The following is a 23,558-nucleotide window of genomic DNA, read 5'->3' as shown; positions in this document are numbered from 1 at the left end:
ATATTCATATAGCCTTATTCTAATATAAAATTAGAATTTCCTCCAACTTCGTCCATTTTCAAAGAAAGTTATTTTTAATTGACTAACCAGTATATATAATTATAATATGATGAAATAATACAACATAAGTAAAGGATGGGTGCATATGAAAAAGTGGAACTGGGGTTCCTTTGTTTCCGGAATGAAAAGTCGTTGGATCACAACGGTCATTTGGATGATCATACTTGGCGTCCTTTCTGTTGCCTGGCCTCAGATTAATAGCCAAAAAACAAACTCAAATCAACTACTGCCCGATGACGCTTCTTCCATTAGAGCTTCCAAGTTAGTAAATGAGCAGTTTCCAAATGATACAGGAACTCCTTTACTTCTGGTCTGGTATCAGAAAGCTGGATTAACAGAGACTGATTTCGAAAATATCCAAAAATTATTTAAGAGTTTAGAAGAAAAACCTGTGAACAAGCAGACTTTTGTACCACCTCTATATAAAGCGCCAGCACAAGCATTAACACAAGCTGCATCAGAAGATCAGGCTGCCTTAACAACCCCCATATTTTTTGATTCTGCCGCTTCAACGAAAGAACTTCAAAATGGGATAGAGGAATTAAAGGAGCAAATTGATAAGGTTTTTGACCATGCTGTATTAGATGACCACTTAGATAAAGAAGGACTCCATGTGCGCATTTCTGGCCCAGTTGGGATTCAAACAGATGCAGTATCATTATTTAGCAATGCAGATTTCACTTTATTAATGGCCACTGTAGCAATTGTACTGCTTTTATTAATTGTTCTTTATCGCTCCCCTTTACTAGCGATTATTCCTTTAATTACGGTTGGCTTTGCTTATGGATTGATCAGTCCGATACTCGGACTCTTAGCAAAAAATGGCTGGATAGAGGTTGATCAACAGACAATCTCAATCATGACCGTTTTACTTTTCGGTGCTGGCACAGATTATTGCTTATTTCTCATTTCTAGATATCGTGATGAATTAAGGCATGAACCTGATCGATATAAGGCTATGCAAAAGGCGATAGAAAATACTGGCAGCGCAATCATGATGAGTGCGATTACAACTGTTTTAGGCTTGCTAACGCTTAGTCTGGCGTATTATGCTTCCTACGATCGATTTGCCATCCCTTTTAGTGTTTCGATATTAATTATGGGCGTTACAGCGCTAACTTTATTACCAGCCTTTCTTACCTTGCTAGGCCGAGTTGCATTCTTTCCTTTTATCCCTAGAACGGAAGAAATGATTCAAAAGCTTGAAGCAAAAAAAGGAAAAAAATTACGCAGGCAGCGAGATAAAAGTGTATTTGGTATAACTCTAGGAAAATTCGTCACAACCAAACCATGGACCATTATCATTAGTTGTTTCGTCTTATTAGGAATTTTCATTTCGTTTGTACCGAAAATCCAATTTACTTATGGGTTATTGGATTCATTCCCAGCAGATATGCCTTCACGAGAAGGATTTTCGATTATTTCGGAACATTATCCACCTGGAGAAGTGGCACCTACACAGGTGATGATCCATACAAACCAAAAAGATATTTCTCTTCAACAAGATTTGCAAAATCTCACGTATATAGATAACGTATCTGATCCAGAACATGGCAAAGATGAAGATTACCAATTATACGAAATCAAGTTTGCCATGGATCCATATTCACCAGAAGCTGTTGAGAAAATCGAGGATATTCGTTCTATTATATCTTCGAGTCTAAAAGAAGCAGGTATCAACAATCCTCAAGACAATCTTTGGATCGGTGGAGAAACAGCGTCATTATATGATACAAAACAAATTACAAACAGAGACCAATCGATCATCATACCCGTCGTGTTATTAATCATTGGGATTTTACTTTTAGTTTATTTCAGATCAATCATTGCGACTATTTATTTATTAGTCACAGTGGGGCTCTCCTATTTAGCCGCTCTCGGAATCGGCTGGATTGTCTTGCATTATGGTTTCAATGTGCCTGACATCCAAGGACTTATCCCGCTCTATTCATTCGTTTTTTTAGTCGCATTAGGAGAGGATTATAATATTTTTCTAGTCGCGAATATTTGGAACAAACGCAAAAAACGTATTCCTTTAAAACAAGCCATTGCAGAAGGTGTAAGTGAAACAGGTAGCGTCATCAGCTCAGCAGGAATAATTCTAGCTGGTACTTTTGCTGTCTTAGCTGTTATGCCAATGCAGGTACTGGTTCACTTTGGGACCGTGACTGCTATCGGAATTTTAATGGATACATTTATTGTCCGCCCACTGTTTGTTCCCGCAATTACCACTGTATTGGATAGGTATGCTTTTTGGCCGGGGAAACTTTGGAAGGTAAAAGATCAAGAAAAGAAATCAACCAATTAGGTAAAGTAAAAGAGCAAACTTAGACTTAAGCAAAAAATAAAGCGAAACTTCCTATCCAGCTGATAGACAGTTTCGCTCTTAATGCTTATTCTGAAAGCAAGGCTTCCATTTCGTTTAATTTTTCTTCAAATATTTGGCAAGCTGCTTCAATTGGCTCTGCAGATGTCATATCTACGCCAGCTTTTTTCAGCACCTCAATAGGATAATCAGAGCTTCCTGCCTGCAAAAATGCTAGATAACGTTCAACTGCAGGGTCTCCTTCTTCTAAAATTTGCTTAGACAAGGCTGCGGCTGCACTAAATCCTGTCGCATATTGATACACATAGTAATTATAATAAAAATGAGGGATTCTCGACCATTCTAGGCCGATTTCATCATCAATATGAATATCCTCTTCCCCAAAATATTTCTTATTTAGTTCATAATATTCCTTTGTCAATAAATCCGCTGTTAATGCTTCTCCATTCTGGTCTTTTTGATGAATAAGATGTTCAAATTCTGCAAACATTGTCTGACGGAAAACAGTCCCACGGAAACCTTCAAGATAATGATTCAATAAATACAATTGTTCTTGTTTATTGTTTGCATGCTGAATCATATATTCGTTAAGAATCGATTCGTTCGTTGTGGAAGCAACTTCCGCAACAAAAATCGAATAATTTCCATATGGATAAGGTTGGTGTTTGCGTGTGTAATAACTATGAACACTGTGCCCGAATTCGTGAGCGAGAGTGAATAGATTATTGACGTTGTCCTGCCAATTCATAAGAATATATGGATTTGTCCCATAAGCACCTGATGAATAAGCCCCGCTGCGCTTCCCTTTATTTTCAACCACATCTACCCATCTATTTTCAAAGCCTTCATTTAAAATGTTTATATATTCACTGCCCAGTGGAGCAAGAGCTTTCACTACAATATCTTTTGCTTCCTCATACTTTACTTCCATCTTGACTTCCTTTACAAGCGGCGTATATAAATCATACATATGGAGCTGGTCAAGCTTCATAATTTTCTTACGCAGCTTCACATAACGATGGAGTAAATGTAAATTTTTATTAACGGTATTGACGAGATTATCATAAACACTTTCAGGAATATTGTTTGCCGCTAATGCTGATTCACGAGCGGAATCATAATTTCGAATCTTAGCAAAGAAATTATCTTTCTTTACAGTTCCATTTAGCGTACTTGCAAATGTATTTTTGAACTGGCCATATGTTTCATACACCTTTTTAAAAGCTGATTCCCTTACTTCACGATCTTGACTTTCAAGGAAACGAATATAATTCCCATGAGAAATCTGAACATCTTCCCCATTCTCATCTTTTATAACTGGAAATTCTAAATCCGCATTATTCAGCATCCCGAATGTAGTACTTGCGGAACCTAGAGCTTCAGAAGCTTGAGCAAGCATTGCTTCTTGTTCTGCCGATAAAACGTGACCACGCTGTAAGTTAATTTCTTCTAAAGCATGACGGTACACTTGTAACTCACTATTTTCTTCAACAAATTGCGCAATCTTGTCTTCGTCCATTGCCAAAATCTCTGGAACTACATAGGAAAATTCACTTGCAACGATTGAATATAAGCTTTCAGCTCGTGAATTTAATCCTTGATAATGAGAATTTCCCGTATCTTGGTCATAGCGCATATGGGCGTATGTAAATAATTTTCCTAGTCGTTCAAACACCTGTCCTTGAAATTGCAGAACTTGATTTAGTTTCGCTGCACTTTCAGCAATAGTCTCCTTATACTGGCCAGCTTGTTTGACAAGTGTTTTGATCTCTTCATATTCTTTTTCCCACGCCTCATCTGTTGGAAAAATATCCTCTAAACGCCAAGTCATTTCCTCTGTTATCTCTGACCGTTGTGGCAATGATTTAATTGTTGCTTCTTTCGTCATAATCTTCCTCCTCTAATCTTGACTGGTTAAATTTTCATTTTTCATCCTCTATTACCTATTCTACCTATTTTATCCAAATCCCTGCAACTTTAAGGATTAGGTGCATTTAGTTTACGCAAAGCATCTTTTTGGAATATTTCATTTTCCTTCAACCTAGTCTCCTCTATATTTTCGGGGTTCTTCACTGATTTTTTTATCATAAATAAGTCTTCACCTATTTGCGAAAAATATTCCATTGCAGTAAGCATAGAAAAATATTCTAAAATAGTAATTTCCCAACTATATTGTTTTCGTATATCTAGCGGAAATTTCCGAATCGTAATCAAACCTTGATTAATTCGCTTTAGTACCTTTTGTTTCACCCATTTCAATGAGAGCTTTTGTCCAACTGGTAGGCCTTGTAAACAATCAAGATATAAATAAAATTGCCAAATAACGGGCGATTCATGTATGATGTGCGCATGCGGAACAGGGATTCCACATATTTCCGGTAAGAGAAAGGGATTATGCCCGGTTGTGTATATCGCTTTCAAAAAAGAATCTTGATGAAGATTCCCATAATACACTTTTTGTTGTAACCACATTCTCTTTTCATTCATCCAAATTTGAGCATCATAAGCACACTCATCAAAAACAGAAGCGGACTTTTTATCATTCAGAAGTGGAAACTCTTGTAACACTCCTAGTAACGTATTAGATGTTATGGAAATCATTTGTGAAAGCTGGAGAAAAGCCTTTTTCTCAGGTATATAACTTAAGAGGGTTAATCCAGAATGGGGGTGATGCGTACTTAGGGAAAATTGAAAATCTGATAACACAAACGTACGATTTTTTCTTTTTTTGTAAGGTGAACTTCCCAGAATCCATATAGGTAGGATTTCGAGCTCCTGATAACCTGCATTTCTTTCTTCCAAACGTTGTCTAGGTAATGGGGAGCATTGATATTCAATTGCATATGTGAGGCCGCCTACCTTTAAAAAAAGATCAGGTCTTTGTCGGATTTCAGGAAGGTAATGTTCTAAATAAATATCTAATCCCTTTGCCTTATAATGTTGGTATAAATGCTTTTTTCCTAATAAATGCCTGGGACTTTCAGGCTCGGTCGTGAGGATGGAACATTCGGCGGAGCGCTTATGAGCGAAATGAGGAATTCGGATTTTTCCAGCTTTTAGAATTAAGCGTTCTTCACATGCGGGACAATAATAATGGGAGGTCCTATTTCGTTTCGTAAAAGTTTGGGGAACATTAATCAATGATATAAGCTTTCCTTTTTCATTTAATGCAGTTAACAATTTTTCCACTCCTTTCTCTACATTATTCGCCACTAACTGATAAAATCCTTTTAATCGATGATAAAAAAGGATTTTAGGCAAAAAAAAAAAACCGATCTCTTTTAGAAATCGGTGATTTATTCAAAATATTGATTTAGAGTGGAGAATACATCTTTCTCAATAATTTTGTTACCATATTCAACCAAACGATGAACCGTTACGTTACTCTCTTGGCCATATTCAAGAAGAATACTTAGTGCATTGTCTATTTTTTTGTCATCAAATTGTTCGTCTGGAAAATGAACGTGTAAATAATAAACATCTTTCCATGAAAACAATTGTGTATTAATTTGTTCGTCTAGGTTCTTATTTTTGGAAAGGGATAGTATATCTTCAAAATCTTTAAATTCAAAGACGAATTCGAATATGAGTTTTGATTTCCCGTAATGATTCACTTGAAAATTTTGATCGAGCAAGTCCTCAATCGCATGATCAACTGGTATTTCATTATTTTTTTCATCGGGAATCGGAAGTTCAAGCTTCTGCCCATCTTTAGATAATTGAGCTTTTGTAACGATCACTTCAAGCCCCTTATCAAGAGCCTGGATCTGGATCCAGAGCGGTCCTTCATTAAGAAACTCGTCTTCTTCGTGAATTTCATCCATCATTTCCCAAAATAATTCTTCACTGCGCTCCCGATTGTACCAAATTTCTTCACGGTCAAACCCACGTTCTTCTATATCCATATAAGATATATACAACTTGACTGTGTTTTCATTGATGCGTTCAATCTCCAAAATCAACACTCCCTTCTATAATAGTTGGTGAAGGGATCACGATCCCGTATCGGAGATTCTTATCCTCAGAAAGAATGAGTGTATATTATTCTCCTTGTACTTCTATTTTATGATAAGTAGCGGATAAATGGAAACAAAAGCTACCTTAAAGTTTAAAATCCTCTAATGCCTATACTTAATTCCATGTTTTGCTTATTTTATCTAACATAGGAGAGAAAATCAAGGTCATTTTCAAAATTCCCTCTTGCTTATAGCCAAGTTTCTTGCATCCTCACTAAATAAATTGCATGTTCATGCTGAACTAGCTCCAAGCGTCATCGGCCCGAAGCTTGTAGATGCGAGTCCATCGGCGTTGCAACGCACAGGATATACTAGCGCAGACGAAACGACAGAACGTTGCGGTTGGTGTCCAGCTCCAGCGCCCAGCGACTAGCAAACTTTCAGCTTCTGTTTGCGTAAGTCAACATCGGCTCATGCTTCGCCGTGATTCCTTTATCTCGTCAAGAAGCTTAAAAAGTTTGTACGTCGCTAAACGGGCGCTTGCGCTTTTGTTGATAATGATGAAAAAAGGCCAGCCCACTAGTCGATACACGACAGAGTAGGTTTAGCCTTTTCAAACATTCCATACGCGATATGATTAATTGACCATCTTTTGCGCTTCACGAAGCTGATAAGTCCGAACCTTACGAGGAAGGAAACGTCGAATTTCATCTTCATTATATCCAACCTGTAATCGTTTCTCATCTAAAATAATGGGACGTCTTAAGAGTCCTGGATTTTTTTGAATCAATTCAAATAATTGTTGTAGGGGCAATGATTCTAGATCAACATTCAGCTTTTGAAAAATCTTAGATCTAGTCGAAATAATCTCATCGGTCCCATCCTCTGTCATACGCAAAATTTCCTTTATTTCGTCTAATGTAAGAGGATCTGAAAAAATATTTCTTTCTTTATAAGAAATATTTTGTTGTTCAAGCCAATTTCTTGCTTTTCTGCATGATGTGCAGCTAGGTGAAGTGTACAACGTTACCATAATAGAACCACACTCCTAAATTAGAATTAAAATTCCTGCTTCATCTATTGAATGAATAACTACATAATGTAAACAGTTATATGTAAGTATCAGACTCATATTGTTTTAATGATTATAAAACAACCTTACATATGTATTATACACCAAATTCGGCATGATGAATAGGTTCTTTTATGTATTTTCTCATCTGTTACACAAAAAACACATTGCTGTTACAATTTGATGCTCTATTCCTTCATTACCCCTCATAGATTGATTTTAAACAAGAATTTCCTTTTTTTACTATCCCCAAAATCAATGGCTTCATACTGCATAATGAAAATCTTTCCCCTTAAACACAAATTGTGTAAGATAGCCTCTACTTTTTCCCAACCATATAATCAACATTTTCTGTATAAGTATTCCCTGCATTCCATAATAAAAATTCATCGATCCCTTCATCATAAAGGGCTTTTATTTGGTCTTCAATTTGCTTCTTACCATATACTTGATAATTTCCTGATCCTAAATAAGAAGCGGTGAAATCTTGCAACCACGGACGTGAGATCGGAGGATTTTCTAATTCTTCAAGTTTGGCATTTTCGACTTTTGAATATTCTTTAACAAGTTTATATGGTTCCAAATCAGGTTTTTCAATATCAAAATAAGAGGTCCAATGACTTGGATAAATCATCGAAGATATAACATCGACGTTCTCAGATATCTTCTGGAAATTTTGACCAATTCCCGGCGCTTCAGGAAGTGTAGCCGTATAACCAAATATATCCACAGATACTTTGACATTATATGGCGCAAGCTTCTCTTTGGCATAAGCAACAAAATCGGTTACGGCATGAACTCTTTTCTGAACATTATCCTCATCCATATCCGCATAATCGCCCATACTATAAGTTAACGATTCATCTCTAGTTTCAAACCCTTCTGGGAAACGAACATAATCAAATTGGATTTCTTGAAACCCTAATTTAGCTGCTTCAATGGCAATCTCAACATTGTAATCCCAGACCTCTTTCATAAATGGGTTAACGAAGGATTCCTTTCTCCCATTTGTCCATACCTCGCTCCCTTCTTTAAAAGATAGCTCTGGTTTTGCCTTCGATAGTTTAGAATCCTTAAAAACGACAATACGAGCAATTGGATAGATTTGCTTTTCCTCTAAAGAATCCATCATCTTTTCAGGATCGGTTATGTAATCTTGTGATATATCCGCGTGCGGAGAATCTTTTGGTAATTTATATGTAATATCTCCCCAATCGTCCTTTATATCAATCACCATTGCATTCAAATCAGTCGAATCAATCATATCAACTAACTGATCAAAACGACCTCCGCCAGCTGAATGTCCAGTGGCATAAACACCTCTCACAGCATCCGGATATTCAAACTCTCTCCCTGAATCATATACAAATCGTGGCATCACATCTGGAAGCACTTTATTATCAACTAATAATTCTCTCCCCTTCAAAGGTTGTATTGAAAATTTCGTTTCTGCAGCAGCTGTTATGGAAGTCAGACACAGTAGCACAACAGCAATCCCCATAATCAGAGGTCCCTTTTTCCAATTCACTCACAATCTCTCCCTTTTAAATAAATATCTATTTTTATCCCGAATCAACCGGCAGTATTGCCCCCACTACAAGAATTCAAAGTGAAACAAGCATTGTAAGTGGGGGATTAACTGCCAGTAGATCCCCGATAGTTCAAGCCTGCAAGACATAGGTCACAAAGGCATTGCAACGTACAGGACTTACTAGTACAGGCCAAACGACAGGATGTTACAATCTTAGCCTTTGATCTTCTTCAATCAGTGGGAATAAAAAACCCTATTGATTGTTAGTTGAACTTTATCTTTTCTTGTTAGATTATGTCATTTTCATTCTAACAATATTTTTAGCTTAATTAAATAACTTTTCCCATTTCCTCTTGCTTGACGAGCAGTTTGGTACTTTGTACCTTGCTTGCTTGTCCCACTATGAGCAGGTATAATGAGGGAATAATAAAACTTATATGGTTCCTTTATACCTCTAATGGTTTAAGGTAAAACATTTCTTTTAAAATGGAAAAGGGCTAGTTGCTCAAGGAGGATTTTTTAGATGAAAACAATTTTCTCGGGTATTCAACCGAGTGGCGTCATTACCCTTGGTAATTATATTGGCGCAATCAGACAGTTTATTGAGCTTCAAAATGATTATGATTGTTATTTTTGTGTAGTAGACCAACATGCTATTACAGTTCCTCAAGATCGATTAACATTAAGAAAAAACATTCGATCTTTAGCTGCCTTATATATCGCCGCTGGCTTAGACCCTCAAAAGGCTACTTTATTTGTTCAATCAGAGGTACCTGCTCATTCCCAAGCAGCTTGGATGTTGCAATGTATAGCTTATATTGGCGAATTAGAAAGAATGACTCAATTTAAAGATAAATCTGATGGAAAAGATGCTGTATCTGCTGGACTATTAACATATCCACCTTTAATGGCGGCAGACATTTTATTATATGGGACAGATTTAGTACCTGTTGGGGAAGATCAGAAGCAACATCTAGAATTGACGAGGGATTTAGCCGAGAGATTTAATAATCGTTACAATGATATATTCACTATTCCAGAAGTACGGATTCCCAAAGTGGGTGCTAGAGTAATGTCCCTACAGGATCCTACGAAAAAAATGAGTAAATCAGATACGAATCAACGTGCTTTCATTACAATGCTAGACGAACCTAAGCAAATCACAAAGAAAATAAAAAGCGCTGTAACAGATTCAGATGGAATTGTTCAATTTGATCAAAAAAATAAACCGGGTGTATCGAACTTACTTTCCATTTATTCTATTCTTGAAAATAAAAGTATAAAAGAACTTGAAGAAATGTATGCTGGTAAAGGTTATGGGGATTTCAAAGCTGATTTAGCTGAGGTTGTCTTAAACTATATTACGCCTATTCAAGAACGCTTTTATCAATTAGTGGATTCAAAAGAATTGGATGATATTTTGGATGAGGGTGCTGCAAAAGCAGCTACAAAAGCAAATAAAATGCTCAAAAAAATGGAAAACGCCATGGGTTTGGGAAGAAAAAAAAGATAGCTTATTTTCAAGATTCAGCGCAAATGGCCTGGTTAGTTGGCATTTGCGCTTTTGTACTGGTTTAGAAAATTATAAAATTCTTGGCTTATGTCGCGGGCGACATCCAGCTCCAGCGCCTAGCCCCGAGAGGCTCGAAGGATGCGAGTCCATCGGCGTTGCGATGTACAGGATGTACCAGTGCAGCGAAGCGACAGGACGGCGCGAATTTAGCCGATGTTCCACTAAATAACCCTGAACCTATAAAGGGAAAAACCCCCTTCATAGGTTCAGGAACATTTGCTTGTCGCCGATAGGCGGGCGCCTTGCGCTTTTCTTGCTAATTTACTTTTGAGTCAGATTCCATTTCCCATAGCTTTTCAAAGAATGGTTGTCCTTTAATCATATTTTCACATAGCTTGAGATGTTTGCTGGACCAGCCAACCTTTGTTTCTTCATAGAGGCATTCCCAAACTTCCTCAAATGGCATAGTTTGAATGTCGTGATACCGATGTGGCGCCCATTCAGTGTACCAATATCTTATTTCCGAGGTATTTTTTGAGGCATAAAGCTGATCAAGAGCCATAAACATTAGATGCTTTAACTGCCTTTCTTTCCTAGTCAATCCAAACATTAACGTAGGTGCTGGTGCTAAAATATGATGCTCCTTTTTCCTCTCACTTTCCTTCCATTTATAGTGTGTCTTTTTACTTTGTTCTGTCATTTCATAAACGAGTTGTTCTTGACGGGGAATAAGCCTGCTTTTTCTTAGTGGGATATTATACCCAAGTGTATCAACAGCAATAATCCCTTTACGATCCGTTACAACAAAACAATTTTCTAATTGAACTCGTTCATGATTTTTTCTTAAATATGCTTTTTTGTAAATATCATTCATTAATTGTTGTGGTAGTTCTGCCATATTATTTTCAATGTAATGAAAGAGAGCGGTATCTATTAGTAATAAAGGCACCTGATCTAAAAGTTCGATCACGTCTTCCCCTCTCCTCCATTCATGAAAATGGCAAACATTATAACCGCTCTCTTCCCCCTCGAACCAATTCACCCATACATCATGAAGATATAGCATTTTAATCCCTCACTTCATTACTATTTGTCAATCAGTATAGGCAGGCGAGAGTAAATTTATTCCTTTGGAATGGAATCATCCATTTTTCTATCTATATCCATTAGAGCAGAGGTGATCATGAAAATTCCTAAAGGAACTAAGTAACTTTCTGGTCGTTTCATCACAAAACTTATATAGTCGATCCAATTATTTCCCAACGCCATCAAATTTAAATACCCAATTAAACTAACTCCACCTGACACAGCTAAACAAAATCCCGTTAAAAATAGTATGGCTCTAAATATCATTGATTGGCACTTCCCCATATATTTTTTACGACATCCTAAAGGGCCGTATTGCCGCCTCTCATGAATTTGTTCTTAGGGTCATAGGATAGGGGATTTAATACATCCAACAGATTTGCAAGCTTATTCTATTGGCCAACTTGTCCCAATTCATATATATGCGCTGAAAACAGAGGTATACCTTTTCTACGCAGATAGAAAGGAATTGTTTTCTATTAACTTATCAGAGGAAATTGAAAAGGTTTCCTTCATCGTGATCTGATTGTTTCGAATATACCCCCTTGCAATTTCGTACCCGATCGCATATCCCATCATATTTGGGATTCCTTTTCTACCCCCAAATAGTAAGTAATCATGCTTAGTATCATTTCTTTTGATCTGAAAAGATGGTAAATAAAATTTCTCCATCATTTCTCTCAATTTGTCTTTTGTAAAAGCCTCGGTCCAAAAAGCGGTATATTTTTTTCCACAACTATTTAATACAGCTGTTTCGGCCAAGCCTTCAAATAAAATGGAATCTAATAAAGTATACTCATTTGTCTTCTTTTTATAGGCTGTCATTCTGGCTGCATGGTGATATTCGTGAACAAACAACGATTCTAATTGTTCGTCACTTAAACCTGCGGAAATGAACAGAAAAATAGTATCAGAAAAAGATAAACCTGCACGGCCTTGAAGTTTTCTCATAAAAAAATGACTATCCTGGTTTATTGGAAACAAGTATATATTAACACTTGGACCTTCCCATTTTTTTCGGTATGTTCGATAAATGTTCTCGATACGTTCCCAAACCTTTTCTTGCTTGAGTTGGTTAAATAAATGCAAACTTTTTTTCGATGGCTCATACATGCCAAATCTTAATAAATAATGATAGAAATCATGTTCATCTTTAATTTCTGGACGTGCTAACTTCCCCATTCTCCATGGCTCCTCAAAATGCTTTTCTCCCCATTGATCTGTCTCCATTACCCCAATGTCTACTCCCCCTTAAAATCCACAAATCTAAACGATCAACTTTGGAACAAAACTTATTACATTTTATTAAATAGTAAAAGAAGGGTGAATAAAAAAACACGACCGCAGTGGGCCGTGTTTCTTACTCATATTTTTTAAAAGCAATGGTGGCATTATGTCCACCAAAACCAAGGGAGTTACTAATTGCAGCGGTGATGTTAGCTGAGCGTGATTCGTTTGGTACATAATCCAAATCACATTCTGGATCAGGTGTTTCATAATTGATCGTTGGTGGCAGGATTCCTTCTTTAAGCGCCATTACAGTAAAAATAGCTTCTACCCCACCTGCAGCTCCTAAGAGATGACCTGTCATCGATTTAGTTGAGCTAATGGCTAATTGATAAGCATGGTCACCAAAAACTGTCTTTACAGCTGTTGTTTCAAATTTATCATTATAGTCCGTGCTTGTCCCATGCGCATTGATATATTGGATATCCTCAGGTTTCAATCCGCCATCCTGGATCGCTATTTTCATTGATCTTGCGCCACCTTCACCATCTGGTGCAGGTGCTGTGATATGATAGGCATCACCAGTCGATCCATAGCCTACAATTTCAGCATAAATTTTGGCTCCACGCTCTAAAGCTTGTTCCAGCTCTTCCAAAATTACAATTCCAGCACCTTCTCCAATGACAAAACCATTACGATTTAGATCAAACGGTCGACTTGCTGTCTCGGGATCAGGATTTGTTGTCAATGCCGTATTCGCACAGAATCCAGCATAAGACATGCGGGTAATCGGAGCTTCAGCACCGCCAGCAATCATGGCATCTGCATCGCCTCTTTGAATAGCCTTAAAAGCATCGCCAATTGAGTTTGTGCCTGTTGCACAAGCAGTTACAGTACACGAGTTAACTCCTTTTGCACCAAGATAAATGGACACTTGGCCAGTTGCCATATCCGGAATCATCATCGGCACAAAGAATGGACTTACACGACGATAGCCTCTTTTTTGAAATGTTTCAAATTGATTTTCTAATGTTTCCAGTCCGCCAATTCCAGAACCAATCCAAACCCCTACTCGGTCTGCATTCGTCTCATCAATTTTTAATTGTGCATCCTCTACTGCCATCATCGCAGAAGCTAATGCATAATGGGTAAATCGGTCCATTTTACGGGCTTCTTTTCTCTCGATATATTTTTCAATATCGAAGTCTCTTACTTCTGCCGCTACCTTCGCAGAAAACTGTTCTGGGTCCAATCTCGTTAAAGGTCCCACACCAGACTTTCCAGCAATAACATTCTCCCATGATGTTTTTGCGTCATTTCCTACGGGAGAAACAGCTCCTATCCCTGTTACTACAACTCTTCTTTTCAATTTTTCCAGCTCCTTTAATAAAAAAAGAAGGATAATTGCGTGTTCAAAAAGGAGGATAAAAAAGACCAAGTCAGTTAAAAGTGCTGACGTCCTGCCAGCAATGCCGACGGCAAGCCAACGAACTTCCACAGGATGTGGTGACTTCGAGGTTTGACACAGGACGTGTCGGTACTTAATCGAAGATCCCTTATCTCAAAGTGTTATTTTTACCGGACTTTTTGAACATCCTCTATAAATTATTAATTTTAATGTTCCTGATTTCGTTTGTCTAGCTTTAGGCGGTAGAGTTCGAGGTCAAATATCAGGATACAGCACCCTTTCTACTTGGAAAGCATTTGCTTACCGCTGTCCAGCAGGACGTGGTGGGCTTAGCTGAGTTCCCATTTCAACCGTCTTCCGCTTTTGTTGTTATTTCCCCCACTTCATAACAATGGCACCCCACGTAAGACCTCCACCAAAACCTACCATGACAACGACATCGTCTTCTTTAATCTTTCCAGATTCTAAGTCGTCATACAAGGAAAGTGGGATGGAAGCAGATGAAGTATTTCCATATTTATGAATAGTTTTTGACATTTTTTCTATCGGTAATTCCAAACGCTCTCTAGAAGCTTCCATAATACGGATATTGGCTTGATGCGGAATTAAGAAATCAACATCATCCTTCGTAAGACCAGCTTTTTCGATCACATTGACGGAAGCATCGCCCATTTTACGTACCGCAAACTTGAACACTTCTCGACCATTCATCATGATATATTGATCTTGATACAAATATTTGCCACCAGATCCATCTGACCCTAATTCAAAGGCTAGGATGCCTTTGCCTTCGGAAACAGGGCTTAAAACCACTGCACCAGCCCCATCACCAAATAACACAGCTGTATTGCGATCATCCCAATTCGTAATTTTCGATAATTTCTCTGCACCTACTACTAATATGTTTTTATATGAACCTGTTTCAATAAACTGCTTAGCTGTTATCATACCATACATAAATCCCGCACACGCAGCACTAAGATCCATAGCTGCAGCATTTTTACAACCTAGTCGATCTTGGAGAATACAAGATACCGTAGGAAACGGCTGATCTGGTGTTACTGTTGCGACCATAAGTAAATCAATCTCCTCTGGTAACACATCAGCATCCTCCATAGCTTGCTTTGCAGCTTGATAGGCCATATCGGAAGTATTTATATCATCTGAAGCGATCCTTCTCTCTTCGATTCCTGTACGAGTACGAATCCATTCATCAGAGGTATCCACCATTTGCTCTAAATCCTTATTTGTCAAAACTTTCTCAGGAGTATACTTACCAATCCCAATTATTCCAACACCCATCCTGTGCCCCCACTTTCTAAATACAAACATTATCATCATATATTAAGACTTGGTACTAAGTATACCATCATACATTTTCATTGTAAATTGCCTGCATTCACCAGACACTTTTCTGCCCTCTTTTGATTGGTAAGACTAATTCACTTATATACTTCGTCAATTAATCAGCTTTCCCTCTTTTTCCATAAAGTGAAACTTCATTCAGTAGTTTTTTTATCCCCCACTGAATGTAAAGAATCAAAGGCTAAATTCGCAACATCCTGTTGGCAGGCTCAAAGTACGACATTCTGTCGTTTCGCCCGCACTAGTACGTCTTGTACGTCGCAACGCCTTTGTGACCTACGTCCTGCAGGCCTGAACCAATCGGGTATTTACTGGAAGTTGCCCCCACTTACAATTCTCGTTTTTACCTGAAATTTTTGTAGTGGGGGTCTCACTGCCAGTTAATTCGGGATAAATAAAATCAGTGAATGATCGGACAACAAACTATTTTTACTTAAAGGTGTTCTCCTTACGATTCTTCGATTTGTACTCTCTCTTCTATGTGTCGCCGTATAGCACTAAGTATTTTCTCGCTTTCAATATTTCTGATCCATCCACTTTTTTCGTTATCTCTAAAATAAATATCTTCATTTTCCATGTCTCTTCCTATCATAATGTGATATTCCAACACTTCTCCATCCATTTTAATTCTATCTTCCTTGATTTTCTCTATTTCTTGAGAAAATGTTGAATAAGAGCGCTGTATGGTCAATGGCTGAATAAGCACAAGCGGCGTTTGAGCCTGCAATTCATTTAGTTTTTTTAAAATAGAGAGTAATGCATCGTGTGCTTCTGTTTTCTGCCGCGAATAAAAGTCAATTAAGGGGACAATGAGTATTAAGGCTTGATTATCGGAAATATTCTCATTTTCATGTAAAGGGGCATAATGTAAGTTCGCATTCCTTCCAATAAATAACCATTTTTCTTCCTGCTCAGTTGTTTGCCATTGATTAAAATCCATTGCATTCACTTGATAACCTTGTTCCAGTAATTCTTCACATAGTTTAAATCCATATTGTTGCCGTGCTCCTAAAACAATAGCAGATTTCATCGTTTTTTCATCTCCCTATTTGCACTGTTATTATTAGACTATGCATATTCCCCCCCGCTTTATCTTTATTACAACAATCCTTTAAAGTTTAATGGACCAACATCACTGTGGAAGGTTTCACTTTATTAATTTTTATCCCTATGATATGATTGAAGTATTCATGTATCAGTTATTCATTATAGGAAAATAGACTAATTTTCGGAGGATGTAATATGAAATTCGTTATGACCTTTGTATGGGCCTTCATTCTTGGACATGTAGTGAGTTATGTTATTAGCTCTATGAATAGTACTCCATATGAATTTGGAACTGCGTCCATTTTTGGTGTTGTGATCTTTGTTTTGGTTTCCTTAATCGGGGCAGTATCAGTATCACCACAGCCAGCTAGTGAACGTTAAGAAAACTCGCCATTTTTTGGCGAGTTTTTTGATGTTTAGGCATTTATAAACTCTAGAATGAAGATAACTTGCTTATGTTGCGGTCGATGCCTTGCTTCAGCTCCTAACCTCTCGAGGCTCGCAGGGAGCGAGTCCATCGGCGTTCCGACGTACAGGATGTACTGAGTGCAGACGAAGCGACAGGACGGCGCGTTTGAGTCTGCCGCCAGGATGGCACGTTTTTAGCCGTTCATCTTCATCCATATTAAGAAAGTTTGTACGTTGCTAAACGGGCGCTTGCGCTTTTGTTGTGGTTTAGGGAGTTATAAAATTGTAGCTTGTGGATAACTGTTTACCTTGCAATTGGTGTCTAGCTCCAGGCGCCATCGGCTCGAGGTCAAATAACCTGAGCCAATGAAAGGCAAAGAACGCCTTTCTTTGTCTCAGAACATTTGCTTGTCGCCGATAGGCGGGCGCCTTGCGCTTTTCTTGTTGTTAAGGAAACTATAAAATTCTTGGCCTGTGGATAACTGTTTACGTTGCGGCTTGACATCCAGCTCCAGCGCCCAGCGACTAGCAAACTTTCGGTTTCTTCCTACGATAAGTCAACATCCATTCGCTTTCCAAGCTCATGGTGTTTCCTTTATCTCGTTAGAACCCTAAAAAGTTTGTACGTCGCTAAACGGGCGCTTGCGCTTTTGTTCTTAGGCATTGACTGCATTTCTGATTATAATTTGCTCGTCTTCTACATCGATTTTCAAGGTTGTAAAAGGATGAACATGCCCGGCAATGATTTCTTTTGCCAGTTTCGTTTCGATATGACTTTGCATATATCTTTTGAGCGGACGAGCACCATATATTGGATCATATGCCGCCTCAGCAATGAAACGTTTTGCCGCCTCTGTCATTTCTAATTGTATATTTTGTTCATTTAAGCGCTGTTGCAGTTCTTTGGCTAGTTTCTCTACAATCCCCACGATATTATTGAATGTAAGTGGTTTGAACAAAATGGTGTCATCTATTCTGTTGAGAAATTCTGGTCGAAACGCAGTTCGTAATTGCCCCAAAACAAGCTCTTTTGTTTTTTCGTCAATTTCTTCTTGGTCCCCTTCGCGTTCCAGTAGGTGAGCTGAACCAATATTGGAGGTCATAATAATCACTGTATTTTTAAAGTCAATCCGTCTTCCCTGAGAATCGGTAATCCGTCCATCATCCAGCACTTGTAATAAAATATTAAAAACTTCAGGATGCGCCTTCTCGATTTCATCCAATAAAATAACAGAATAAGGTTTTCTACGGACGGCCTCTGTTAGTTGTCCCCCTTCTTCATAGCCAACATATCCAGGCGGTGCCCCGATTAAACGTGATACAGCATGTTTTTCCATATACTCGGACATATCAATACGAATCATATGCTCCTCACTGTCAAATAGAGTTTCTGCTAGAGCTTTTGCCAATTCGGTTTTCCCAACCCCTGTAGGTCCGAGGAAAAGAAATGAACCAATCGGTCGATTCGGATCCTTGATCCCTGCTCTCGCCCGAAGAACCGCGTTACTCACAAGTTCAATCGCTTCATCTTGTCCTATCACACGCTTATGCAAAATGGATCCCAATTTTAATAATTTCTCTCTTTCCCCTTCAACCAATTTCATGACAGGGATACCCGTCCAGCGTGAAACAATTTCAGCAATTTCGTCCTCTGTGACCTCTTCTTTCACAAGGCGATTTTCATCTTCTTGATGAGCAATCACTCTCGCTTCCATTGCTTGCAACTCTTTTTCAATCGCTGGAATTTTTCCATGGCGGAGTTCCGCGGCACGGTTTAGATCATATTGATTTTCAGCGTCCTCTAACTGTCTGCGGAATTTCTCCAATTCTTCTCTTTTTCCCTGAAGTTGTAAAATTTCATCTTTCTCAGCTTGCCATTTCGCCTTCATTTCATCCGCTTTTTCTTTTAGATCTGCTAATTCCTTTTGAAGGATTTCGAGGCGTTCTTTGCTAGCTACATCCTCTTCTTTCCGAAGAGCTGCTTCTTCAATTTCCAATTGCATCACTCTTCTTGTTACTTCATCAAGCTCTGTTGGCATCGAATCAATTTCTACGCGGATATTAGCACAAGCCTCATCTACAAGGTCTATCGCCTTATCTGGAAGGAAACGATCAGTTATATAGCGATCAGATAGGGTTGTTGCAGCCACTAAAGCGCGGTCATGAATATTGACCCCATGGTGAATTTCAAAACGTTCTTTTAGCCCACGTAAGATAGAAATCGTATCTTCTGCAGTTGGCTCTGTGACTAGTACTTTTTGAAAACGACGCTCTAAAGCAGCATCTTTTTCAATATAAAGTCGATATTCATCTAATGTGGTTGCACCAATGCAGTGTAGTTCCCCTCGTGCCAGCATTGGTTTTAACATATTGCCGGCATCCATTGCTCCCTCTGTTTTTCCAGCTCCTACAATCGTATGAATTTCATCAATAAAAAGAAGAATCGCTCCTTTACTTTTCTTCACTTCTTGTAATACAGCTTTTAAGCGTTCTTCAAATTCACCGCGAAATTTTGCCCCTGCAATTAAGGAACCGATATCAAGAGAAAAAATGGTTTTATCCTTTAGTCCTTCTGGTACATCTTTCCTAACAATTCTTTGCGCCAGCCCTTCAACAATTGCTGTTTTTCCAACACCCGGTTCCCCAATTAAAACCGGATTATTTTTTGTTTTTCTTGATAAAATACGTACAACATTCCGTATCTCCGGGTCGCGGCCAATAACAGGGTCAAGCTTCCCTTCCTTTACTTCTGCAACAAGGTCTCTTCCATATTTTTTCAATACTTCATACGTTGCTTCAGGGTTTTGTGAAGTCACATGCTGTCCTCCTCTAATCCGGTCAATTTCATTTTTTAGATTTTTTTCTGTGATCCCTTTTTGAGCTAAAAATTTGCATATTTCATTGTGAGGCAGCTTCATTAAAGCTAAGGCCATATGCTCAACAGATACATACTCATCGTCCATTTTTGCCTTCACTGTTTCTGCCGTCCTCACTAAATTCTGGAGGTCCGAACTAAGATACTGTCCGCCTCTGATTCCTTCCCCTGTCACTTCAGGTTTTGCTGCAATATACTGATCAATTTGTTGCTGAATTTCACTTTTCCCTATTCCTAAACGTTCATATAAACCAGCCAATAAGCTATCATTTTTCTCCAATAAGGCATACCATAGATGAATAATATCCAGTTCAGGATGGTTCTCCTTTATGGCTTTTTGCTGTGCCTCAACAAACCCCTCCTGCATGGTCATCGTCATATTGCTTAGATCCACCTAATCACATCCTCTCGTGCATTTGCTCTTATCTTTTCCTTACGAAAAACAGCGGAAGGCTTCCAAAAGGAGCTTTCCGCCATTCTGTCAATGAACTTACCTAACATAGTAAATACTCGGTTAGTCTTTTTTAAGATATACCCAAAGCGATTTTTGCATAACGTGACATTTTATCTTTTGACCAAGGTGGACTCCAAACGATATCGACATCCAGTTCTTTCACCTCTGGTATATCCGCAAGTGCAGCATTCACCTGATCAACAATGACAGGGGCTAATGGACAGCCCATTGATGTTAATGTCATCGTCACTTTGGTTGATCCATTTTCATCCATATCAACATCATACACCAATCCTAGATTGACAATATCAATACCGAGTTCAGGGTCAATCACTTGTTCTAGTGCACCAAATATATTTTCTTTCAAAGCCTCATCCATGCTTTTTTCCTCCTTTTAGAAGTGTTTCCTTGCTTCTATCATACCAAAATAGTCAAAAAATCAAACTAAAATGATCTCAAGTTCTATATCCTATATATTTATTGCAGTATCATGTTGAGGAGATAAATGTTCGTCAAACCAATCCACTGTTTTTAAAAGCGCCTCACGGCTTACCTTATGCCCAGTTTTCTCTTCTATAATAAATTGGAGATTGGCAGGTACTTCTGTATATTCCTCTTTGTGTTTCTTATAAAAATCATATGTGGGCTGAAATGGCACAATCGGGTCTTGTTTTCCGTGCCAAATCAATAGAGGGCGTTGTGCTAGTTTTTCTGGGCTCACACTCAAATCAAATCGCTTTAAAATTTCATATTCACGCTCCAACTCTTCGTCTGAAAAGGGAAGCTGTATCCCCGCTTTTTTTAATTGGGCGATTTGTCTTTTTGCTAATTTCTCATAATTAGGACTTCCCATTAAGGAAACAGCTGCTTTAATCCATTTATATTGTGTCAAGGCTCCAAAAGTAACTATGCCACCCATTGAAGTGCCAACAAGTCCGACATTCTCAGCTTCAGCCAGTTCTCTATCAACGAATTCATTTTTTATCTCTTCTAATTCAGCAATTGTCTGTACAACGATTCTCCAAAACTGGAACATCATTTCTTTGCGGGTTTGCTGATTATTTCTTTCACCATGAAGATCAACATCCGGTAAAACGACCCGGAATCCTTTTTCTGCCAATAAATAAGCAAAGTGAAGATTATGCTCTTTTGCGGATGTAAATCCATGAATAAAAAACACCATCGGTCGAACAAGATTCCGATGCTCGCTCTTTACAACATGGAGAAGTGGAATATTTTTTACCTTTTCATTATGAATCTCAATCATGCTGGTTCCCCTTTACAAAATTGACTTTCAAGTATCTTTATCTTATCACTATAACGATTAAGTGCCAAATGGTGTGCAGTTTTACCTGTCTTTTCCCAAATAGTGATTGTACTTTTCAGATAAAATCGGTACACTTAAGAAAATTAACCTCGCCTTTATTATATTTTAGCGATAGGAGTGATTCGGGATGACAGTAAAACTATTTGCAGACAGTGCATCTGATTTGCCATTATCATATTTTCAAGAGCAAGATATTCACTTAATTCCTCTCCAAGTTCATGTAAATAACAATAATTATTTAGATTTGGAAACCATAACACCGAATGAAATATACAAAGAAATTCGATCTGGGAAAATGCCCAAAACGTCTCAAGTCTCCCCTCAACGATTCCAGGAATTATTTACGAATTTAGCAAAACAAGGACAGAAAGGCTTGTATATTGCTTTTTCCTCTGAATTATCGGGTACTTACCAAACTGCTGTTATGATCCGTGACCAGGTAAAAGAAGAATACCCAGAATTAAACCTAACGATTATTGATACAAAATGTGCCTCTATTGGTTATGGATTATGCGTAAAAGCAGCAGCTGAACAATTGAAAGCTGGTTCTACACTTGAGAAAATTATTGCCGATGTTGAATTTCATTGTCAGCATATGGAACATTTGTTTACAGTTGAGGATTTAGATTTCTTGGCAAGAGGCGGCCGACTATCCAAAGCTTCAGCTTTTTTAGGTGGATTACTAAATATTAAACCTCTTCTTCATGTCGAGGATGGAAAACTTGTTCCAATTGAAAAAATTCGTGGAAAGAAAAAATTACTAAAGCGAATGCTAGATGTGATGGAGGAGCGCGGTGTCAACTTGCAAAATCAGACGATTGGTATAAGCCATGGAGATGATGAAGAATTGGCTCTCGAAATAAAAAAAATGATTGAAGCACGATTTGGCACAAAAAATTTCTATATCAATATCATTGGCGCTGTGATCGCTTCCCATGCTGGTCCAGGTACATTAGCGATTTTTTTCTTAAACAGTGAACAAGCATAATACCTCCACTAAAATGGAAAACTAAGCATCATTTCCACATGAAAGGAGATTAGAAAAATGCGTTATACCACTTCTGATAACGACAAAAAGGCTAGGGATAACCAAGCGGAACAAGAGGCTAAAAATGAAGTACGTGAAAGAAATCGTAAAGCCGGGAAAAAGCAGTATGCAAAGAAAACAGACCATCTTTAAATTTCGGGGAGCGTGATCGCTCCTCTTTTTGCTTGTTTTTTAAAATAGGCGACACGCACTGTTCAATACCGTTTTAACCCCCATCAGATGGGCCAGAAAGTTTTTCCGCCAATTTTAATCTACTATAATAAAAGGCAAGCATATTATGGGAGGGAAAAAGATGGCAAAAGAAAATTCATTTGATATTGTTTCAAAAGTAGATTTATCAGAAGTCACGAACGCGATTAATATTGCCATGAAAGAAATTCAAACAAGATATGATTTTAAAGGAAGTAAAAGTGAAATCAACTTACAAGATGATGAGCTTGTGCTTATTTCTGATGATGAATTTAAAATGAAACAGCTAAAAGATGTATTACTAAGTAAACTAATCAAGAGAGAAGTTGCGATTAAGAATCTGGATTATGGCAAGGTTGAATCTGCCTTCGGTGGTACGGTTCGACAAAGAGCGAAGATCGTTCAAGGAATTGACAAAGAAAATGCTAAAAAAATCAATACACTCATTAAACAAAGTGGAATCAAAGTGAAAAGCCAAACACAAGACGAGCAAATTCGCGTAACTGGTAAAAACCGTGATGATCTTCAGCAAATCATTCATCTCATCAAAGAGGCTGATCTTCCAATTGATGTTCAATTTGTCAATTATCGATAATCATTCATACATAAGGTAAAGCAGCAAAGAGGAGCTTTCCAAAACGGTCCATGAACTGACTTTTGGAAGGC

The 23,558-nt window shown here is 38.0% G+C and carries 20 protein-coding genes; 6 read left to right on the top strand and 14 right to left on the bottom strand.

Annotated elements, in window-relative coordinates:
- The first annotated feature begins 145 nt into the window (after positions 1-145).
- Entirely contained in the window at positions 146-2,368 is a 2,223-nt protein-coding gene (locus IPU53_RS11730) for an MMPL family transporter (protein ID WP_207450909.1), read from the top strand.
- Between the two features lie 85 nt (positions 2,369-2,453).
- Here IPU53_RS11730 and pepF read toward each other — a convergent pair whose 3' ends face one another.
- The 5 genes from pepF to IPU53_RS11705 form a co-directional block, all read right to left on the bottom strand.
- On the bottom strand, positions 2,454-4,274 hold the full coding sequence (gene pepF, locus IPU53_RS11725; protein WP_207450908.1) for an oligoendopeptidase F: 1,821 nt from the start codon (positions 4,272-4,274) through the stop codon (positions 2,454-2,456).
- 89 nt (positions 4,275-4,363) lie between these two features.
- Positions 4,364-5,566: a competence protein CoiA gene (locus IPU53_RS11720; RefSeq protein ID WP_207450906.1), complete on the bottom strand. Its 1,203-nt coding sequence runs from the start codon at positions 5,564-5,566 to the stop codon at positions 4,364-4,366.
- A 116-nt stretch (positions 5,567-5,682) separates the two neighbouring features.
- Positions 5,683-6,342 carry an adaptor protein MecA gene (gene mecA / locus IPU53_RS11715; RefSeq protein ID WP_207450904.1) on the bottom strand — a complete coding sequence of 220 codons (660 nt, stop codon included), beginning with the start codon at positions 6,340-6,342 and terminating at the stop codon, positions 5,683-5,685.
- Between the two features lie 637 nt (positions 6,343-6,979).
- Complete coding sequence (gene spxA, locus IPU53_RS11710) at positions 6,980-7,375, bottom strand: transcriptional regulator SpxA (protein WP_158320567.1); 396 nt, start codon at positions 7,373-7,375, stop codon at positions 6,980-6,982.
- Between the two features lie 358 nt (positions 7,376-7,733).
- Positions 7,734-8,915 (bottom strand): putative glycoside hydrolase, encoded by a 1,182-nt coding sequence (locus IPU53_RS11705; protein WP_207450931.1) that lies wholly within the window; start codon positions 8,913-8,915, stop codon positions 7,734-7,736.
- A gap of 553 nt (positions 8,916-9,468) precedes the next feature.
- Here IPU53_RS11705 and trpS point away from each other — a divergent pair.
- Positions 9,469-10,458: a tryptophan--tRNA ligase gene (gene trpS / locus IPU53_RS11700; protein WP_207450903.1), complete on the top strand. Its 990-nt coding sequence runs from the start codon at positions 9,469-9,471 to the stop codon at positions 10,456-10,458.
- A gap of 316 nt (positions 10,459-10,774) precedes the next feature.
- Here the strand turns inward: trpS and IPU53_RS11695 are convergent, their stop codons facing one another.
- From IPU53_RS11695 to IPU53_RS11670, 6 genes are all read right to left on the bottom strand, one after another.
- A complete protein-coding gene (locus IPU53_RS11695; RefSeq protein ID WP_207450902.1) occupies positions 10,775-11,524 on the bottom strand; it encodes a YjbA family protein in 750 nt (249 codons plus the stop codon).
- 56 nt (positions 11,525-11,580) lie between these two features.
- Positions 11,581-11,811 (bottom strand): hypothetical protein, encoded by a 231-nt coding sequence (locus tag IPU53_RS11690; protein ID WP_207450901.1) that lies wholly within the window; start codon positions 11,809-11,811, stop codon positions 11,581-11,583.
- A 183-nt stretch (positions 11,812-11,994) separates the two neighbouring features.
- A complete protein-coding gene (locus IPU53_RS11685) occupies positions 11,995-12,774 on the bottom strand; it encodes a DUF2268 domain-containing protein (protein ID WP_207450900.1) in 780 nt (259 codons plus the stop codon).
- 130 nt (positions 12,775-12,904) lie between these two features.
- Positions 12,905-14,140: a beta-ketoacyl-ACP synthase II gene (gene fabF / locus IPU53_RS11680; RefSeq protein ID WP_207450899.1), complete on the bottom strand. Its 1,236-nt coding sequence runs from the start codon at positions 14,138-14,140 to the stop codon at positions 12,905-12,907.
- Between the two features lie 408 nt (positions 14,141-14,548).
- Positions 14,549-15,481 carry a beta-ketoacyl-ACP synthase III gene (locus IPU53_RS11675; protein ID WP_207450898.1) on the bottom strand — a complete coding sequence of 311 codons (933 nt, stop codon included), beginning with the start codon at positions 15,479-15,481 and terminating at the stop codon, positions 14,549-14,551.
- A gap of 511 nt (positions 15,482-15,992) precedes the next feature.
- Positions 15,993-16,574: a hypothetical protein gene (locus tag IPU53_RS11670; protein WP_207450897.1), complete on the bottom strand. Its 582-nt coding sequence runs from the start codon at positions 16,572-16,574 to the stop codon at positions 15,993-15,995.
- A 212-nt stretch (positions 16,575-16,786) separates the two neighbouring features.
- On the opposite strand from IPU53_RS11670, the gene IPU53_RS11665 reads away from it, so the two are divergent.
- Positions 16,787-16,972 (top strand): YjzD family protein, encoded by a 186-nt coding sequence (locus IPU53_RS11665; RefSeq protein ID WP_207450895.1) that lies wholly within the window; start codon positions 16,787-16,789, stop codon positions 16,970-16,972.
- Positions 16,973-17,655: 683 nt separating this feature from the next.
- Here the strand turns inward: IPU53_RS11665 and clpB are convergent.
- The 3 genes from clpB to IPU53_RS11650 all read right to left on the bottom strand — a co-directional run bounded on the left by clpB (position 17,656) and on the right by IPU53_RS11650 (position 21,595).
- Complete coding sequence (clpB, locus tag IPU53_RS11660) at positions 17,656-20,268, bottom strand: ATP-dependent chaperone ClpB (RefSeq protein ID WP_313886476.1); 2,613 nt, start codon at positions 20,266-20,268, stop codon at positions 17,656-17,658.
- Between the two features lie 130 nt (positions 20,269-20,398).
- Positions 20,399-20,707: a metal-sulfur cluster assembly factor gene (locus tag IPU53_RS11655; RefSeq protein ID WP_207450893.1), complete on the bottom strand. Its 309-nt coding sequence runs from the start codon at positions 20,705-20,707 to the stop codon at positions 20,399-20,401.
- Between the two features lie 90 nt (positions 20,708-20,797).
- Complete coding sequence (locus tag IPU53_RS11650; RefSeq protein ID WP_207450892.1) at positions 20,798-21,595, bottom strand: alpha/beta fold hydrolase; 798 nt, start codon at positions 21,593-21,595, stop codon at positions 20,798-20,800.
- A 187-nt stretch (positions 21,596-21,782) separates the two neighbouring features.
- Between IPU53_RS11650 and IPU53_RS11645 the strand changes: the two genes are divergently transcribed.
- The 3 genes from IPU53_RS11645 to IPU53_RS11635 all read left to right on the top strand — a co-directional run bounded on the left by IPU53_RS11645 (position 21,783) and on the right by IPU53_RS11635 (position 23,487).
- A complete protein-coding gene (locus IPU53_RS11645) occupies positions 21,783-22,643 on the top strand; it encodes a DegV family protein (protein ID WP_207450890.1) in 861 nt (286 codons plus the stop codon).
- A 57-nt stretch (positions 22,644-22,700) separates the two neighbouring features.
- Positions 22,701-22,835, top strand: a complete 135-nt coding sequence (locus IPU53_RS11640; protein ID WP_207450888.1) for a DUF3941 domain-containing protein — start codon at positions 22,701-22,703, stop codon at positions 22,833-22,835.
- Positions 22,836-22,995: 160 nt separating this feature from the next.
- A complete protein-coding gene (locus IPU53_RS11635; protein ID WP_207450886.1) occupies positions 22,996-23,487 on the top strand; it encodes a YajQ family cyclic di-GMP-binding protein in 492 nt (163 codons plus the stop codon).
- Positions 23,488-23,558: the final 71 nt, after the last annotated feature.

Source organism: Bacillus sp. SD088 (genome assembly GCF_017355205.1).
Taxonomy (GTDB): Bacteria; Bacillota; Bacilli; order Bacillales; family Bacillaceae_C; genus Lederbergia.
The sequence above is the reverse complement of the archived record's forward strand: the minus strand, read 5'-3'. Positions and strand labels throughout refer to the sequence as shown.

Bases quoted from the DNA above. Each gene is read 5' to 3' on its own strand.
- IPU53_RS11650 (WP_207450892.1), bottom strand. From the start codon at position 21,595: ATGATTGAGATTCATAATGAAAAGGTAAAAAATATTCCACTTCTCCAT.
- IPU53_RS11695 (WP_207450902.1), bottom strand. From the start codon at position 11,524: ATGCTATATCTTCATGATGTATGGGTGAATTGGTTCGAGGGGGAAGAG.
- IPU53_RS11635 (WP_207450886.1), top strand. From the start codon at position 22,996: ATGGCAAAAGAAAATTCATTTGATATTGTTTCAAAAGTAGATTTATCA.
- pepF (WP_207450908.1), bottom strand. From the start codon at position 4,274: ATGACGAAAGAAGCAACAATTAAATCATTGCCACAACGGTCAGAGATA.
- spxA (WP_158320567.1), bottom strand. From the start codon at position 7,375: ATGGTAACGTTGTACACTTCACCTAGCTGCACATCATGCAGAAAAGCA.
- IPU53_RS11705 (WP_207450931.1), bottom strand. From the start codon at position 8,915: ATGGGGATTGCTGTTGTGCTACTGTGTCTGACTTCCATAACAGCTGCT.
- IPU53_RS11690 (WP_207450901.1), bottom strand. From the start codon at position 11,811: ATGATATTTAGAGCCATACTATTTTTAACGGGATTTTGTTTAGCTGTG.
- IPU53_RS11670 (WP_207450897.1), bottom strand. From the start codon at position 16,574: ATGAAATCTGCTATTGTTTTAGGAGCACGGCAACAATATGGATTTAAA.
- IPU53_RS11730 (WP_207450909.1), top strand. From the start codon at position 146: ATGAAAAAGTGGAACTGGGGTTCCTTTGTTTCCGGAATGAAAAGTCGT.
- IPU53_RS11675 (WP_207450898.1), bottom strand. From the start codon at position 15,481: ATGGGTGTTGGAATAATTGGGATTGGTAAGTATACTCCTGAGAAAGTT.
- IPU53_RS11655 (WP_207450893.1), bottom strand. From the start codon at position 20,707: ATGGATGAGGCTTTGAAAGAAAATATATTTGGTGCACTAGAACAAGTG.
- IPU53_RS11645 (WP_207450890.1), top strand. From the start codon at position 21,783: ATGACAGTAAAACTATTTGCAGACAGTGCATCTGATTTGCCATTATCA.
- IPU53_RS11640 (WP_207450888.1), top strand. From the start codon at position 22,701: ATGCGTTATACCACTTCTGATAACGACAAAAAGGCTAGGGATAACCAA.
- IPU53_RS11685 (WP_207450900.1), bottom strand. From the start codon at position 12,774: ATGGAGACAGATCAATGGGGAGAAAAGCATTTTGAGGAGCCATGGAGA.
- IPU53_RS11665 (WP_207450895.1), top strand. From the start codon at position 16,787: ATGAAATTCGTTATGACCTTTGTATGGGCCTTCATTCTTGGACATGTA.
- trpS (WP_207450903.1), top strand. From the start codon at position 9,469: ATGAAAACAATTTTCTCGGGTATTCAACCGAGTGGCGTCATTACCCTT.